Annotated in this window: 14 protein-coding genes; 6 read left to right on the top strand and 8 right to left on the bottom strand. The window is 37.6% G+C overall.

Annotated elements, in window-relative coordinates:
- Window positions 1-8: 8 nt before the first annotated feature.
- The 6 genes from ACFO3O_RS21010 to ACFO3O_RS20985 all read right to left on the bottom strand — a co-directional run bounded on the left by ACFO3O_RS21010 (window position 9) and on the right by ACFO3O_RS20985 (window position 6,665).
- Window positions 9-878 (bottom strand): tetratricopeptide repeat protein, encoded by an 870-nt coding sequence (locus ACFO3O_RS21010; RefSeq protein WP_379982557.1) that lies wholly within the window; start codon window positions 876-878, stop codon window positions 9-11.
- 10 nt (window positions 879-888) lie between these two features.
- Window positions 889-1,923, bottom strand: coding sequence for a vWA domain-containing protein (locus ACFO3O_RS21005; RefSeq protein WP_379982555.1), 1,035 nt, complete (start codon window positions 1,921-1,923; stop codon window positions 889-891).
- A 72-nt stretch (window positions 1,924-1,995) separates the two neighbouring features.
- On the bottom strand, window positions 1,996-3,000 hold the full coding sequence (locus ACFO3O_RS21000) for a vWA domain-containing protein (RefSeq protein WP_379982635.1): 1,005 nt from the start codon (window positions 2,998-3,000) through the stop codon (window positions 1,996-1,998).
- A complete protein-coding gene (locus ACFO3O_RS20995; RefSeq protein WP_379982553.1) occupies window positions 3,000-4,661 on the bottom strand; it encodes a hypothetical protein in 1,662 nt (553 codons plus the stop codon). The genes ACFO3O_RS21000 and ACFO3O_RS20995 overlap by 1 nt, the downstream gene beginning before the upstream one ends.
- Before the next feature lie 9 nt (window positions 4,662-4,670).
- Window positions 4,671-5,537: a DUF58 domain-containing protein gene (locus ACFO3O_RS20990; RefSeq protein ID WP_379982633.1), complete on the bottom strand. Its 867-nt coding sequence runs from the start codon at window positions 5,535-5,537 to the stop codon at window positions 4,671-4,673.
- A gap of 123 nt (window positions 5,538-5,660) precedes the next feature.
- Window positions 5,661-6,665 (bottom strand): AAA family ATPase, encoded by a 1,005-nt coding sequence (locus ACFO3O_RS20985; protein ID WP_379982551.1) that lies wholly within the window; start codon window positions 6,663-6,665, stop codon window positions 5,661-5,663.
- Between the two features lie 162 nt (window positions 6,666-6,827).
- On the opposite strand from ACFO3O_RS20985, the gene ACFO3O_RS20980 reads away from it, so the two are divergent.
- From ACFO3O_RS20980 to ACFO3O_RS20955, 6 genes are all read left to right on the top strand, one after another.
- A complete protein-coding gene (locus ACFO3O_RS20980) occupies window positions 6,828-7,700 on the top strand; it encodes an aldo/keto reductase (RefSeq protein WP_379982549.1) in 873 nt (290 codons plus the stop codon).
- Window positions 7,701-7,782: 82 nt separating this feature from the next.
- Window positions 7,783-8,580, top strand: coding sequence for an SDR family NAD(P)-dependent oxidoreductase (locus ACFO3O_RS20975; protein ID WP_379982547.1), 798 nt, complete (start codon window positions 7,783-7,785; stop codon window positions 8,578-8,580).
- Window positions 8,581-8,766: 186 nt separating this feature from the next.
- Window positions 8,767-9,903, top strand: coding sequence for an ATP-binding protein (locus ACFO3O_RS20970; protein WP_379982545.1), 1,137 nt, complete (start codon window positions 8,767-8,769; stop codon window positions 9,901-9,903).
- Window position 9,904: 1 nt separating this feature from the next.
- Window positions 9,905-10,666: a metallophosphoesterase gene (locus tag ACFO3O_RS20965; protein ID WP_379982543.1), complete on the top strand. Its 762-nt coding sequence runs from the start codon at window positions 9,905-9,907 to the stop codon at window positions 10,664-10,666.
- 355 nt (window positions 10,667-11,021) lie between these two features.
- Window positions 11,022-12,152, top strand: coding sequence for an SPFH domain-containing protein (locus ACFO3O_RS20960; protein WP_379982541.1), 1,131 nt, complete (start codon window positions 11,022-11,024; stop codon window positions 12,150-12,152).
- A gap of 76 nt (window positions 12,153-12,228) precedes the next feature.
- Window positions 12,229-13,350 (top strand): TFIIB-type zinc ribbon-containing protein, encoded by a 1,122-nt coding sequence (locus tag ACFO3O_RS20955; RefSeq protein WP_379982539.1) that lies wholly within the window; start codon window positions 12,229-12,231, stop codon window positions 13,348-13,350.
- Between the two features lie 50 nt (window positions 13,351-13,400).
- Here ACFO3O_RS20955 and ACFO3O_RS20950 read toward each other — a convergent pair whose 3' ends face one another.
- Window positions 13,401-14,129, bottom strand: coding sequence for a glycerophosphodiester phosphodiesterase family protein (locus ACFO3O_RS20950; RefSeq protein WP_379982538.1), 729 nt, complete (start codon window positions 14,127-14,129; stop codon window positions 13,401-13,403).
- Window positions 14,130-14,140: 11 nt separating this feature from the next.
- Window positions 14,141-14,809 (bottom strand): hypothetical protein, encoded by a 669-nt coding sequence (locus tag ACFO3O_RS20945; protein WP_379982536.1) that lies wholly within the window; start codon window positions 14,807-14,809, stop codon window positions 14,141-14,143.
- Window positions 14,810-14,871: the final 62 nt, after the last annotated feature.

Below are 14,871 nucleotides of genomic sequence, written 5' to 3'. Positions count from 1 at the left end.
TAGTAGGTTTACCAATCTTTTTCGGTTTTTACTTTTGCGCCTTTTTGCTTCTTGGCATTGATCTTTTCTTGCGTTTTTTGCTCTTCATTACGCATGGCTTCTAGAAGGCTACGTACTTGTTGAGGCGATAACTGTCCAGGTTGAGGAGCTTGTTGTTTTGGTTGTTCTTTCTTCTCATCTCCTTTATCGCTAGACTGCTCTTTTTCTTTATCCTCAGGCTTTCCATTTTCATCTTCTTTCTGTTCTCCTTTGTCTTCTTTTTCTTTTCCTTCATCATCTGTCTCTTTCTTTTCGCCGTCGTCGCTCTCTTTTTCGTCTCCTTCTCCGTTTTTGTCTTTTTCGTTTTTATCTTTATCTTGATTCTGATCTTTATCTTGATTTTCGTTTTCATCGTCGCCACCGCCACCGCCGCCACCGTTTTTGTCTTTTTCTTTTTTGGCTAGCATGAGATTATAACGTGTCTCTTCATCAGTTGGATCGTTGCGTAGCGCATTTTTATACGCCGCTACAGCGCCTTCCCAGTTTTGTTGTTGATACAGTGAATTCCCTAAGTTATGGTAGGCTTTATGTTTTTCTTTTTTAGTTTGTGCTACATCGGCTGCTTTTACAAGAGAAGCGGTGCTTTCCTCATACTTTTTATTGATATAGTAGTTATTTCCTGCATTGTATTTTGCGGGAACACTAGATGGATCTAGGGAAATAGCTTCTCTGTAGGCTACTTCCGCTTTCGCGAAAGCGTTCTCAGAAAGATGCTCATTACCATCTAAAACAAGTTCTCTAGCCGTGTCTGCATACGGATTTATAGGCACCTGCTTTTTTTGCTGTGATAGTGCCATCGTAGAAAAACAAAGCAGGTATGTATAAAGAAGGTATTTCATAACAATCTTTTTAGTTTTCATTGAATAAGTTTAATTTTTTCAGCCAACCTGTTTTGCGGTCTAATAAAAAGATATCTAGAAAAAGAAGCAATAGCCCTGCACCTAAAAACCACTGAAATTGATCTTTGAAGTCGGCAAATTGTTTGGCTTCAAACTCTTTTTTATTCATTCCATTTAAGACTTCTTTTACTTTTTCGGTGACCTCATCGGTATTTTTTCCATAGATGTATTCACCATTCGCTTCAGAAGCAATGTCTTTTAAGGTCTGCTCATCTAATTTTGTGATCACAGTTTCTCCGTTTTGATCTTTTTTATAAGACTGTACAATACCATTTCGTTTTAAAGGGATTGGTCCTCCAGTAGTTTCGCCAACACCAATAGTAAAAATACGAATGCCCTCTTGGTTAGCTTGCTCCGCAATATTGGATGATTCTCCTACATGATCTTCTCCATCTGAAATGATAAAAAGAACCCTGTTGGTTTGTTCTTCGTCGTTGTAATAGGTCTTCGCAAGCTCGATGGCTTCTCTAATAGCAGTTCCCTGACTTGAAAGCATATCCGTATTCATCTGACTCAAAAACAGCTTTGCGCTGCTATAATCAGTGGTAATGGGCAGTTGTGGATAGGCACTGCCTGCATAGGCAATAATTCCTATACGGTCACTTCCTAAATTATTGATAATTTGAGTAACAAGCTGCTTAGATTTCTCCATGCGATTGGGCGCAATATCTTCTGCCAACATACTTTTTGAAACATCGATCGCAAAAACAAGATCAACCCCTTCTCGTTTTACAGTTTCTAATTTTGTTCCCATTTTAGGATTGACCAGAGCAATCACTAAGAAAAAAATAGCAAGGCTAATGACAAAAATTTTAAGAGCTGGTTTAAACAAAGAGCGTTCTGGGCTTAATTTTTTAAGCAGTGTACTGTCTGCAAAGCGTTTTTGCGCAGCACGTTGCCAGAAGAGAACTCCCAAAAATAATAGGATAATTACTGGGATTGCCAGTAATAACCAAAACCATATTTTTTCTTCTAATAGATACATTGTTGTATATGCTTTCGTACTTCGGCAAGCTCAGTATAAACTTCGGCTATACCGAAAGCGGACTTATTTTAATTAAACAAAACTTCTAAACACGGTAAACTTAAGGAGTAATTCAAGTAACAATAAAATACCTGCTAGTAAGATAAGCGGACGGTATTTTTCTTCATAATTAGTGTACTTAAACTCTTCTACTTCTGTTTTTTCTAGTTTATCTATCTCGTCATAAATATCTTTTAATTTTTCATTATTTGTCGCTCTGAAGTATTTTCCTCCAGTAACTTCTGCAATTTCTTTTAATAAATCTTCATCTATTTCTACAGGGACATTATCATATACAAAAGAGCCATTATTATTTAATGCTACGGGAGAAAGTGCCGTTCCATTAGTTCCTACGCCTATGGTGTAGGTTTTTATACCAAACTCTAAGGCGAGCTCACTCGCTATTTTTGGATCTATAAATCCTGCATTATTCACTCCATCTGTCATTAAAATAATCACTTTACTTACAGCTTTACTGTCTTTAAGTCTGTTTACTGACGTAGATAGCCCCATCCCAATGGCAGTACCTCCTTCAATAATATTGTTATAGCGAATGCTATTAAGGGAGTTCAATACAATGTTTTTATCACTCGTGATTGGTGTTTTTGTATAGCTTTCTCCTGCATACTCGACAAGACCAATACGATCGTTGGGTCTGCCTTTTATAAAATCGGCAGCGACGAGTTTTAAGGCCTCCAAACGATTAGGGCGTAAGTCCTTTGCAAGCATACTTGCAGAAACGTCAATAGCAATTACAATATCAATTCCTCTAGTGCTTTTTGACTTTGTTGTCACTTCTGTCGTTTGAGGACGCGCCATCGCTGTGATAAGTGCTGCCAATGCAACTAAGCGTAACAAAAACAAAATCGGACGTAGCTTAGGCAGTATACTGCTGGTTGTTTTAAAGCCTTTTACACTCGATATTTTTACAGAAGGCGTTTGTTTTTTACGTTTCCAGACATACCATGCTATAGCGATTGGTAGTGTCAAGAACAACCAGAAAAACTGCGGATTAGAAAATTCAATACCATCAAACATCATTCGGTCTCGGCTTTTTGTAGTTCAACACTCTTGATAATACGCTCTGCAATTTCTCCAGTGTAGGGATCTTCTTCGTTCCAAGTAATTAATACTTGTTGAATGATATTTTCTGCGGTAAAGCTAAGTAGCGCATATTCCCCGTTGATGATGATATTTTTCTCTTTGTCAATTACAAATTTTCCTGTACCAAAGGTTTTAACACCCTCAGCTCCATTAGGTGTTTTGTACTCTTCTTGTTTTACGATATCAGGGGTAAACCCTCTCTTTTCTAATTTGGCAATTTGAGAAGTAATGATTTCTTCTATATTAATTTCTGTTCCTTGAGGCATGGAGATTTGTGTAACCGCAACAGCTATGGCAGGAGGAGTAGTTTCCCAACTAAATATAGTTGCTTCTACTTTCCCTTTCATTCTATCAGGAAGAGGAACCTCTTTTCGCTCCAGTGCTTTTGGGGTACTAATCACCATACTCGGAAAGCCATATTCACTCGTGATCCAATTTCCTTCGGCGAGTTCACGTGTCTGATTTCCTAGTACAAAATCTTTTACTTCATCATAGCCTTTTATAGCAATACCAGCGATGAGTGCAATGAGCAGAATTCCAATAACACCTGCAATTCCTGTGAGCCATAATTTTCGGGTACGCTTACGTTCTAAGGCTTCTCGGTAATCTTGATCCTTCATGAGTTCTTCTACCGTAGGTTCAGGAAGGACTTCTTTGGTTTCTTTTACAATTTGCTCAATAGCAAATCTATCTGCTTCCGCTTTTCCAACAGGAGGATTGATACGTGCAAATTTCACAAGATCAGCACGTTTGAAAATATCTTTCAGTTGTTGTATGGTCTCTGGGTTGAAGTCAATATGACCACTATCTTTTTCTAGTTCTAGGCGCTCTATAAGCTCGTCTGTGGTGCTTTCTAATGCTCTATCATATACTTTCTGATCATAATAACGACGTACGGTATCGGTCAGTGTAGAGTAATATTCTTTGTATTTCGCGGAAGCGATAAAATCTGTTTTATCCAGCGCCTCAAGAGATGCAAGTGCTTGCTCAAAAGGAGGGATGTATTTTTCTGCTTCTACTCGTTTTTTATGTCTACGTAGCAACCAATATAAAAATAAGGCAATAGCGAGTAAGATAGGAACGATCCATAGTAAATATTTCCAGAATTTACTGTAATCTGTAGGAAGTTCTATGGCAGGTTTAATGTCATACAATCCTTGATTAACGGTATCTAAGACCACATTGGCAACCTCTACTTGAAAAGAATCGGTTTGTATGGTGCGATCTCCTATAAGGATACGTTGTCTCGGGATTTTATAAGAACCACTATCAAACTGTGTAAGCCCATACTTCTTGATCAATGTCATTTTCGCTTCCGCGAAAGAAGTATCCACTTTGTAACTTTCGATCATTTCTAAGGGAGAAAATGTCTGTCCTTTTGGGAAAATCACCGTTGCTAGCTGATCTGCTTCTACAGTTACTGTGTATTTAATCTCTTCTCCTAAACGAATTTTTGTCGTATCTATCTTTGCCTTTACAGTGGGCTCTATTTGAGCGTTTACTGACAAAAAAGAGAAAAGAATACATACGAAAGACACACCTAGGGTGTGTTTTATGTTTTTTATTCTTTTTATAGTATTACGGGGATGCATCATCTCTTTTTGTTATCCTCTTCGTTTAAAATAGCCTAATAATTTTTTTACGTAACTCTCATCTGTGCGAACGTTGATCACACCAGCTCCACTTTTTTTGAAGCATTCTTCGTAGTAAGCAACACATTCTCTGTAAAAGATTTCATAGTTTTTACGTACTTTTTTGGAGGAGGTATTGACAAGCATTAATTCGCCTGTTTCTTCATCTTCCATTTGTACCATTCCTACATTTGGGATTACCTCTTCTCTTTGATCGTAGATTCTAATCCCGGTGATGTCATGTTTATTACTCGCAATTTTGAGCGTTTGCTCATACCCGTCTGCAATAAAATCAGAAAGAATAAAAGTGATGGCTTTTTTCTTCATCACACTACTTAAAAATTTAATTGCCTGCGCGATATCTGTTTTTTTAGAGGAGGGTTTAAACTCTAAAAGCTCTCGTATAATGCGTAATACGTGTGATTTTCCTTTTTTAGGAGGAATATACAGTTCGATCTCATCGGTAAATAAGATCAATCCTATTTTATCATTATTCTGCAAAGCACTAAATGCTAGGGTAGCAGCGATCTCTGTTACAATTTCATTTTTAAATTGCTTATCGGTACCAAAAAACTCAGACCCACTTACATCTGCGATGAGCATGAGGGTGAGTTCGCGTTCTTCTTCAAATACTTTGACAAAAGGTTCGTTATATCGAGCAGTTACATTCCAGTCAATATTACGCACATCATCTCCAAATTGATATTGTCGTACCTCACTAAAAGTCATACCACGTCCTTTGAAAGTAGAGTGATACTCTCCTCCAAAAATATGATCAGACAATCGTCGTGTCTTGATCTCAATCTTACGTACCTTTTTGAGTAATTCCTTTGTATCCATAGGCCCCCTAGCCCCCAAAGGGGGAACTAGCAACTTGTATGTTTTATTTATTTTTCAAAATCAAAGATTTTTTATCCATTGTATCCGTTCTAGTAAGAATTCCCCTTTTGGGGGCTAGGGGGCTTATGGTACTTCGATTTGATTTATAATCTTGTTAATGATATCTACAGATGTAACGTTTTCTGCTTCTGCTTCATAGGTAATTCCAATACGGTGACGTAGGATATCGTGTACAACGGCTCTTACATCTTCAGGGATCACATACCCACGACGTTTTATAAACGCATAACATTTTGCAGCAATAGCAAGGTTGATACTTCCACGAGGGGATGCTCCAAAGCTTATCAATGGTTTTAAATCTGCCAGTTTATAATTTTCTGGGTATCGTGTTGCAAAAATGATATCAAGAATATATTTTTCTATTTTCTCATCCATATACACATCTTTCACCGCGTTTTGCGCACGGAGAATCTGCTCTACGGAGACCACAGGATTTACTTTTTCAAAACCACCCTTTAGGTTTTGACGAATAATCAGCTGTTCGTCTTGAATTTTTGGATAATCGATGACCGTTTTTAGCATAAAACGATCTACTTGTGCTTCAGGTAATGGGTACGTTCCTTCTTGCTCTACTGGGTTTTGAGTTGCCATAACAAGGAATGGTTTGTCTAGTATAAATGTCTCATCACCTATAGTTACTTGCTTTTCTTGCATGGCCTCCAGAAGTGCAGATTGTACCTTTGCTGGCGCACGGTTAATCTCATCGGCGAGCACAAAATTGGCAAAAATGGGTCCTTTTTTAATACTAAAGTCATTGACTTTCATATTGTAGATCATAGTACCTACTACATCGGCGGGAAGTAAATCGGGTGTAAATTGTATACGGCTGAAAGATCCGTGCACGGCTTGAGCAAGCGTATTAATCGCAAGTGTTTTTGCAAGACCAGGCACTCCTTCAAGTAAAATGTGACCTTGGCCTAAAAGTCCGATAAGTAATCGTTCTATCATATGCTTTTGACCCACAATCACTTTGTTCATCTCCATCGTCAAGATATCTATAAAAGCGCTCTCCCTTTCTATCTTTTCATTGATAGCGCTTATATCTATCGTTGTCATATTTTCTTCCATACTTTAAAATTATGTTTAGTGGTATTTTAAAACACTGCAAAGTGCGGTTTTATTCCCAAACTTCTTGTTAACAATTGGTTAAAAAATCTATCAAATAAAGGGCTTCGCACGTATTTTCCTATCTTGGTAAACCCTATTTTTAGGGATAACACAAAATTAAAAATGAAGACGAAATTTTCAAAAATTATCCAGGGGTGTATGACGTGGGGTGCTTGGGGAAAACAACTTGATAGCAATCAAATGGTTGATTTGATGCATCACTGCCTCTCACAGGGGATTACCACATTTGACCATGCAGATATTTATGGTGACTACACGACAGAAGGGGATTTTGGAACCGCTTTCGCGAAAGCGAACATCGACCGATCCACCATTCAATTGATTTCGAAATGCGGTATTCAATATACGGGAAAATCAAGACCAGAAAACCATGTAAAACACTATGAGTATACTGCAAAATATATTATTTGGAGTGCCGAAAGGTCTTTACAATTACTACAAACGGAGTATTTAGACCTATTATTATTGCACAGACCGAGTCCTCTCATGCAAGCAGATGAGGTTCAAAAAGCGATTGAGCAGTTAAAAGCGCAAGGTAAAATTCTAGATTTTGGCGTTTCAAATTTTACGCCTTCTCAATCGGATCTGATCGCTACAAAATTACCGATTTTGGTGAATCAAATAGAGTTTAGCCTTACGCAACATAGTGCGATGCATGATGGAAGTTTAGATCACATGCAAACAAATGGTATTACGCCTATGAGTTGGAGTCCGTTGGGAAGTGTTTTTAGAGAAGATACGGCTCAAACCCAGCGAATCAAGGCATTGCTACGTACATTGACAGAAAAATACAATGTGACTGAAGATCAGTTGTTACTTGCGTGGATTATGCAACACCCAGCAGGTGTGCATCCCGTGATTGGAACGACGAGTAAAGACCGTATTACCAATGCAGTAAAAGCAGCAAGTATTACACTTGAGTTACAAGATTGGTTTGCTTTATTAATAGAAAGCCAAGGGCATAAGGTACCGTAGGCCCCTAAATCCCTAAAGGGGACTTTTTTAAAAGAGATTTGTATAATAGATAAAAAGATACCCGCCTTCGCGGGCATACACAATGAAAGAGAATAGTACAGAAAAACAAGATGTTCCCCCTTTGGAGGCTAAGAGGCTCGCATTAATAACAGGAGCCACTAGTGGTATAGGAAAAGCAACAGCAGAACGCTTTGCAAAAGAAGGGATCAATTTAATTCTTTGTGGGAGGCGGCAAGAACGTTTGGACGAATTACAACAAACGCTTCAAAAGCATGTAAAGGTACACACGCTTACCTTTGATGTGCGTGATAAAGAAAAAGTAGCAGTAGCAATTGACAGCTTACCTCAGGAGTTTAAGCGCATAGATATTTTGATTAATAATGCAGGAAATGCACACGGGTTAGATCCTATCCAAACGGGAAGTACCGATGATTGGGATGCTATGCTCGATATTAATGTAAAAGGACTACTCTATGTGAGTAAAGCAATTATTCCACAAATGGTAGATCGTAAGAAAGGGCATATTATTAATATAGGATCTACTGCAGGGAAAGAGGTATACCCTAACGGAAATGTGTATTGTGCAAGTAAACATGCGGTAGATGCCATTAACCAAGGAATGCGCATCGATCTTAATAAGCATAATATTAGAGTAGGAGCTGTGAATCCAGGGATGGTGGCAACGGAGTTTAGCGAAGTCCGCTTTAAGGGAGACACCGAGCGTGCTGATAAAGTATATCAAGGATTTGATGTGTTACAACCGCAAGACATTGCCGATATTATTTATTTTGTGGTATCAAGACCGTATCATATCAATATCGCCGACCTCGTTGTGATGTCTACTGCACAGGCGAGTAGTACGATTATAAATAAAAAGTAAGCCCCCTAGCCCCCAAAGGGGGGATTAAAAAATAGCGTAATACGCTATTTTAGAACAGTACTCTATTTTGTGTGATTTGATAAAAACCTAAAATGATATAATTCTCTCCTTTTGGGAGAGATGCCCAAAAGGGCAGTGAGGGATTAGAGAGGGATAAAAAGATTCCCGCCTACGCGGGAAATGAATATGATTAATAAACGACTTCTTATCAAAAATTTACTAGCTCATAATGATGAGAACAGTTTTTATGATAAAAAGCGTAAGATTGATATAAGTAACAAAGAAGGGAAGGCAAAATTTTTAAAGCATATTTGTGCGTTGTCAAACTCCAATCCTAAGAATAATTCTTTTATCGTTATTGGGGTAGAAGACGGGGATAATGCTATTTCTGGGGTTCCTTTTTTTGATGATAGTAAACTGCAAAATCTCATCAATGCCTATTTGGAAAATCCGCCAATTATCTCTTATGAGAATATTCCTTTTCCTCACTTGCCAGAAGACAAGGTTGTAGGTCTTGTGACGATTCGGTCACAAAATAAATTGACGGCATTAAAAAAGAATATCTGGAAATATTGGGGAGGGACTGTTTTTTTTAGAGATGGTAGTATCTCAATGCCCAAAGTCTTTAAATCGGATGTAGAGGATGTAAACAGTGCCATTGTTGCAAGTATAGAGAATCATGCAAAAAATAATATTGAGTTAACGTTAGATGGGGTGATGGATTTTATAAACCATCGCCATAGTAATATGGAAAGCCAATATAAGGTGTTTAAAGAACAGTTTGTACTTTGCTGGGCAGGAAACAAAAAAGTAGTCAAAGGCGAGACGTATTACTCAAGAGTCGATATTGAGCTTATCAATGAGCAAGTTCGCTTGTTTTATTCGGCATTAGATGAGGTAACAATTTCCTATGATGAAGATTCGTTTTCTATTTTAGAATATGTACATCTTGGCGTTCAGGAACGGTTTAAATATTACCCTTTGGAGGAGGTGGTTATACGCTTTCGCGAAAGCGGAACCTACACCATTGATACCCAGTTGATTTTTGATCCACCAGAGGTTGACAAACGTACCTTGTATCATATTTATAATAACAACAACGTTATTTTTTATAAACTAAAACGTAAAATTGAACTCAATCAAGGCGAGTACAATGATTTATATGAATTGCCTAATACATACTTAATTTGTTATTTGAATGGTTTTGAAGGTGCTATTCATAAGTTGGAAGAAGTGAAATCATTTCTTAAAAAATACCAAGGAGATATATACAATCGATATAAAGAAACCATGCGCATTTTGCGTAAAGTAAGATATAATTAATATGAGGAGAACACTCGCTATAGGAGATATTCATGGAGGATTGCTTGCACTTCAACAGGCGTTAAAAAGAGCCGATGTCACGTTTGATGATCATTTAATTTTTTTAGGCGATTATGTAGACGGATGGAGTGATAGTGTGGGGGTAATTGATTATTTAACCGAGTTGTCAGCTAGACAGCAAGTCACTTTAATACGCGGTAATCATGATGATCTTGTACATCAATGGTTAACGGGGAAAGAGATGAGTCCAAAATGGATACAACATGGGGGGCAGAGTACAAAGAATGCTTATGCACTATTGTCCCAAACCGAGAAAGAGGCGCATCTTCCTTTTTATGAAAGGCTTAAAGATTATTATATAGATGATCAAAACCGTATGTTTTGTCATGCAGGATTTCAAAATCTTAATGGGCCAAGTCATGAATGGCATAGTACTGCTTTTTATTGGGATCGAACATTGTGGGAGATGGTTTGTGCGATGAGAGAAGATTTGGAACCTTTGGATGATTTATATCCAAGACGTTTGCAGCTTTTTAAAGAGATTTATATTGGACATACACCTGTGACTAGAGTAGGAGCTGTTGTTCCATTACAAAAAGCAAATGTTTGGAATATAGATACAGGGGCTGCTTTTATGGGGAGTATCTCTATATTGGATGTAAATACCAAAGAGTTTTGGCAAAGTGATCCTGTATGGGAGTTATATCCAGAAGAGAAAGGACGCAATAATCGATCTTTTTTAGGGGTAAAAGCACTTATATAGAAAAATAGCGGTAAAAAAAGGGGTATTTGCCCCTTGCCGCAATAAGAAAGCTAAGGGATATTTGTAAAAGATTAACCATTCAAAATAATAGGTGTATAATCCTATTCACGAGTTATATACATTCAATGCATGTTGTTTGTCAAAAATCATTTAGGAATTGAATACTATTCAGTACCAATTTAATTTTAATAAAGGGGAATAGCTTTACGTGAATTTGATAGATATGCTTATTCAGACTTGATGCACCACAGATAGTCATTTGAATATTAAAAACGTCCGATACTTGGGGGAGTAGAGGACGTTTTTTTGTGATATATTTTGTAGATTTAGAACACCAATAAAAAACTAATCAATTATGGGAATTTTCGATAAGATCAAAGAGAAGCTAACCAATGAGTTTATTGATATCATTGAGTGGCTTGACTATACAGATGATACTATTGCGTATCGTTTTGAACGGTATCAAAACGAAATAAAAAACGGGGCAAAACTTATTGTACGTGAAGGACAAACCGCTGTTTTTATAAATGAAGGACAACTTGCTGATGTGTTTACACCAGGAACGTATGACCTAACTACACAAAACTTACCTATCCTCACCACACTAAAAGGATGGAAATATGGCTTTAATTCGCCTTTCAAAGCAGAGGTGTATTTTGTTAATACGCATCTTTTTACGGATGAAAAGTGGGGAACCAAAAATCCTATCACTTTAAGTGACGAGCGTTTTGGTCTTGTAGAAATCCGTGCTTTTGGAACGTATGCCTTTAAGGTATCTGATCCAGGAAAGTTTATTGTAGATATTGTTGGTACCGATAGTAATTTTACCAACTTTGAAATTAATGAACATCTAAAAAGTCTCATTGCTACTCGTTTTACAGACACGGTAGGAGAAGCCAATCTTCCTATAGAACTTTATGCAGCCAACACTTCAGAGCTTTCTGAAACCTGTCAAGAGGTTATGCAACCAGAATTTCTCTCTGTTGGGATTTCCTTAGAGCGTTTTTACATTGAAAATGTCTCTATGCCAGAAGAGCTCAAAAAAGAGATTTTTGAATATAGCCGTATTGACAAATTAGATCTAGATAAGTTAACCAAATTTAAAACAGCCAAAGCCATTGAAGCAGCTGCTGCCAATGAAGGCGGTACTGCAGGCGCAGGCATGGGTATGGGTATGGGATTTGTGCTCGCACAGCAAATGGGTGGAATGATGGCACCACAGATGGGTGGACAGCAAATGCAACCACAAGCACCGATGTCACCTCCTCCATTATCGGTTCAAGTTCAGTATTTCTATGCAGCCAATGGAGCACAACAAGGTCCCGTATCTTTTGATCAGTTGAAAGCACTTTTTGCAAGTAGAACGATTAATCGCGATAGCCTCGTTTGGAAACAAGGAATGGGAAATTGGACAGCACTTAAAGAAGTAGAAGAATTGAAGTCCTTCTTGGGAGGAAATACACCACCTCCTTTACCGCAACAATAACGTATTTAAATAAAAAAGATATTTGTAAACTTATATAGATTGCGCTTTTTTAAAAAAAGCGCAATTCTTCTCTTTTATGGCAACATCAGAATCGGCTGTACAACAACAAGCAGAACTCAAAAAATCATGTGTTAATTGTGGCGCAGAGCTTACATATAAGCCTGGCACATCCTCTATTACATGTGCCTATTGTGGTCATAAAGAAGAGATCACCGTAGATCCAAATGGCTTTGAAGAACTAGAATTATCTCCCTATCTACAAGAAATGGGCGCACAGTCACATAGTGAGAAAATCTCTATGTTGCACTGTAAAAACTGTGGCGCCAATCAGCATATAGAAGAAAATTATAAATCACTGCATTGTGTATATTGTAGCATGCCTTTGATTGTAGAAGATATGTATACAGAAGATTGGATCTTGCCAGGGGCTGTATTACCATTTCAAATAGATCAAAAACAATCTTTCCAAACGTTTAAAAAATGGGTGAATGGACTTTGGTGGGCACCCAATAACCTTAAAAAAGCATCTTTAGACCCCCAGTTTACAAAAGGCTTGTACTTGCCCTTTTGGACGTTTGACGCACAGTTAAAAGCAGATTATACAGGGCAAAGAGGCACGTATTATTACGAGAATCAATCGTATAGAGACAATAAAGGGAATTATCGTACACGCCGTGTGCGTAAAACACGATGGCAGTATGTATCTGGGAAGGTCTCTGGTTTTATAGATGATACGCTTATCAAAGCTTCACAACAAAAAGCAGGACGTATTCCTAAGAGTATCGCACGTTGGAATTTAAAAAAATTACAGCCTTTTAACAGTAATTATTTAAGAGGATTCATTACAGAGAAATATACGATTCCTTTAAAACAAGGGCATCTTGAATCCAAAGAAGAGGCGCGTCGTATCGCAGATCGCTGGTGTAGGCAAGACATAGGTGGTGATACACAACGTGTGAGTAGTATTGATATGAAACTTTCTGAAGAGACCTTTAAGCATATTTTACTTCCCGTATATGTAAGTGCCTATAGGTATAATGGTAAAGAGTATAACTTTTTTGTAAATGGAGAGACAGGTGCTGTTTCTGGAAGTAGACCTTACTCTTTTTGGAAAATCTTTTTTGCAGTACTAGCAGCTATTGCCATCATTATAGCTATTGTGATGGTTGCACAAGCTTCTGAAGGAGGTTCTTATTAATGATGACACCTTTTTGAGGTCGATAATCAAAAGAAAACATAAATGCTCTTTTACAATTGAGGGATAAATCCCTCAAAAATCACATTATCAGCGATTGTAGCGTACGTATTCATTTGGATTTGATTTTTTACCGTCCAAAGTAGTACTGGTATTCCTTTTTCTTTAAAATAAGACACTCTTTTATTCGGCAAATCATCGATATCATACGCGATAAAATCAGGATGCATATATGTATTCAGCTGAAAATAATCAAAAATATAATTTAGCGGTTTGACAGCGAGAGAAGGTTCTGCTAATTGCCCTACAGGATAAGGGTGGTTTTGTTTTTGAAGCCATTTTACGGTAGCACTATTAAAAGATTGTAAGGCAATGGCTCCTTGATAGTTTTTAAGTAATGCAAGTGTGTTTCTCTCGAGTTGTTTAGAAAGACTATTTGTTTTGAACTCGATGAGTAAAGGGACTTGCCCTTTGACAAGATCAAGGACTTCTTGAAGTGTAGGGATGGTTTGTGTTGTTTTAAATAAGGCACATGCTGAAAGTTCTTCTTTTTGTAACGATTTGGTCTTTTTCGGGTGATCGCAGGCTCGTTTTAGGTCGGTGTCGTGAAAAACAATCACCGTACCGTCCTTTATGATTTGCACATCCAGTTCTATGGGGTATGCTTCTTTTATTGCTTTCGCGAAAGCGGATAAAGAATTTTCAGGAATTATATGAGTATCGTCGTGCAAACCACGATGAGCGATGGGGGTGGAGGTAAGCCATTTAAATGTCTTTTTCATCTCCAATCATTTTACAATCCTTCTTCTCCTAGTTCTTTTTCTGTAAATACTCTAAATGCAAATTTATACCCTTCGTATGCAGCAATTGCATAAAAGAATAAATCCATTCCACTGAATGTTTCGGACATTATAGGGATAATTAGAGAAGACTCATTAATGATATTGAATGTTTCAATATACCCAAGATTTTCATAATCTGCTGTGGAGGCTATAACACTAAAAAAGTTTCCTAAAAGACAACTTAAAATAGCGATAATAGCTCCTGAGATTCCAAAAATCTGATCTATTCCTTTACCAAATATTCGCATAGAGATTCCAACCCCAGCACCTATAGCTATTGCCATGTATCCAATCTGATATCCTGTGGCCACAGTAATAGCAGCCCATAATGCAGCCCCTATTAAACCTACTGCAACTCCAACGCCTATTGCCGCGGGAAGATTCTGTTCTGTTCTATATTTTTCTAGCGCTTTTTCTGATACTTTAGCAAGTAATACTTGTCGGTCAAGAGATTCTGAGTCATCCATTTGTTCTAGTACAGTCTCGTCATGCGTATAATTTGGACACTCTCCAGAAAAGTCAGCTTGTCTTTTGGTCAGACTACAAACAAGTCCTAGCTCTATATCTAATTCTCTTTTGGTGCATTTTTTACAAAACTGAAGATGTTCTTCTCTTGTCATAATTAAATTATTAATTAGTTTATAGTGATTTAGATAGGAGGGTTTGCAGAGCAATATACGCT

The sequence above is a fragment of the Dokdonia ponticola genome (genome assembly GCF_042653865.1).
GTDB lineage: Bacteria > Bacteroidota > Bacteroidia > Flavobacteriales > Flavobacteriaceae > Dokdonia > Dokdonia ponticola.
The sequence above is the reverse complement of the archived record's forward strand: the minus strand, read 5'-3'. Positions and strand labels throughout refer to the sequence as shown.

What these genes read in the sequence shown, in the direction of transcription:
- ACFO3O_RS21010 (WP_379982557.1), bottom strand. Translation starts at nt 878, where the DNA reads ATGAAATACCTTCTTTATACATACCTGCTTTGTTTTTCTACGATGGCA.
- ACFO3O_RS21005 (WP_379982555.1), bottom strand. Translation starts at nt 1,923, where the DNA reads ATGTATCTATTAGAAGAAAAAATATGGTTTTGGTTATTACTGGCAATC.
- ACFO3O_RS21000 (WP_379982635.1), bottom strand. Translation starts at nt 3,000, where the DNA reads ATGTTTGATGGTATTGAATTTTCTAATCCGCAGTTTTTCTGGTTGTTC.
- ACFO3O_RS20995 (WP_379982553.1), bottom strand. Translation starts at nt 4,661, where the DNA reads ATGATGCATCCCCGTAATACTATAAAAAGAATAAAAAACATAAAACAC.
- ACFO3O_RS20990 (WP_379982633.1), bottom strand. Translation starts at nt 5,537, where the DNA reads ATGGATACAAAGGAATTACTCAAAAAGGTACGTAAGATTGAGATCAAG.
- ACFO3O_RS20985 (WP_379982551.1), bottom strand. Translation starts at nt 6,665, where the DNA reads ATGGAAGAAAATATGACAACGATAGATATAAGCGCTATCAATGAAAAG.
- ACFO3O_RS20980 (WP_379982549.1), top strand. Translation starts at nt 6,828, where the DNA reads ATGAAGACGAAATTTTCAAAAATTATCCAGGGGTGTATGACGTGGGGT.
- ACFO3O_RS20975 (WP_379982547.1), top strand. Translation starts at nt 7,783, where the DNA reads ATGAAAGAGAATAGTACAGAAAAACAAGATGTTCCCCCTTTGGAGGCT.
- ACFO3O_RS20970 (WP_379982545.1), top strand. Translation starts at nt 8,767, where the DNA reads ATGATTAATAAACGACTTCTTATCAAAAATTTACTAGCTCATAATGAT.
- ACFO3O_RS20965 (WP_379982543.1), top strand. Translation starts at nt 9,905, where the DNA reads ATGAGGAGAACACTCGCTATAGGAGATATTCATGGAGGATTGCTTGCA.
- ACFO3O_RS20960 (WP_379982541.1), top strand. Translation starts at nt 11,022, where the DNA reads ATGGGAATTTTCGATAAGATCAAAGAGAAGCTAACCAATGAGTTTATT.
- ACFO3O_RS20955 (WP_379982539.1), top strand. Translation starts at nt 12,229, where the DNA reads ATGGCAACATCAGAATCGGCTGTACAACAACAAGCAGAACTCAAAAAA.
- ACFO3O_RS20950 (WP_379982538.1), bottom strand. Translation starts at nt 14,129, where the DNA reads ATGAAAAAGACATTTAAATGGCTTACCTCCACCCCCATCGCTCATCGT.
- ACFO3O_RS20945 (WP_379982536.1), bottom strand. Translation starts at nt 14,809, where the DNA reads ATGACAAGAGAAGAACATCTTCAGTTTTGTAAAAAATGCACCAAAAGA.